This window comes from Mesorhizobium sp. M7A.F.Ca.US.006.04.2.1 (genome assembly GCF_004022915.1).
Classification (GTDB): Bacteria; Pseudomonadota; Alphaproteobacteria; order Rhizobiales; family Rhizobiaceae; genus Mesorhizobium; species Mesorhizobium ciceri.
Window position 1 is genome coordinate 1 of sequence record NZ_RZQA01001419.1, and the last position, 877, is coordinate 877.

Here is an 877-nt window from a genome sequence, read left to right on the forward strand (position 1 = left end):
GATGCGGTGACCAAGGCAAAGCCGACTGGCGCCAAGGGCAACTACGTCAAGAAGGTGTCGGTCACCTCGACGATGGGCCCGGGCCTCAAGCTCGACGTCGCGACGCTTAACGCGTCCTGATACGAACATTTGGATCGGCCGGCAAGCGGCTGATCCGCAAGTGAATTCCGGACCTCCGACTTGTCGGCGGCCCGGTACCGGAAGCCGAAAGGTTTCCGGACATCCTGTCCGAGATTGCAGGCGGCCCAGAAGCCTTAATTCGATTTGGGCCTGCATGAGACGGGTGAAGACCGGACAACGGAGCGATTGCTCCAATGAAAGGTTCGAACCGTGTTTGCCTTTTGTCTGCGCATCGCCGGCTTGACTGTCGATGTGGCGAAAGGGGGCAGGATCCTCGAGCGTCGTTCGGGAGATCCGTTACTGGATGGCCCGGCCGACAAAAGGCAACCCGACGCCTGTCCTCGTCAATGGGATGTTCCCGTTAACAGGATTGGGGTCAACTGGAGATAGGCAGTGGACAGAGCGGAAAAACGCGAACTCGTCACGGGCCTGAACGGTGCGTTCTCGAACGCAGGTTCAGTGGTCGTGGCCCACTACGCCGGTATCACCGTCGCGCAAATGAACGACCTTCGGTCGAAAATGCGCGCTGCCGGTGGCACCGTCAAAGTCGCGAAGAACCGTCTCGCCAAAATCGCTCTTCAGGGCACGGACTCCGCATCGATCATCGAGCTGTTCAAGGGACAGACGCTGATTGCTTATTCGGAGGATCCGATTGCGGCGCCGAAGGTCGCGTCCGATTTCGCCAAGGGAAATGACAAGCTCGTCATTCTCGGCGGCGCAATGGGCACCACCTCGCTCAATGCCGACGGTGTGAAGG

Annotated in this window: 1 protein-coding gene and 1 pseudogene; both read left to right on the top strand. The window is 59.5% G+C overall.

Annotation, left to right across the window (positions count from 1 at the left end; all coding sequences use genetic code 11):
- Positions 1-120, top strand: a pseudogene (locus tag EN925_RS37760) (50S ribosomal protein L1); the annotation flags it as partial.
- Between the two features lie 393 nt (positions 121-513).
- Positions 514-877: 50S ribosomal protein L10 (rplJ, locus tag EN925_RS37765; RefSeq protein WP_128337459.1), on the top strand; the 364-nt coding region annotated here is incomplete at its 3' end.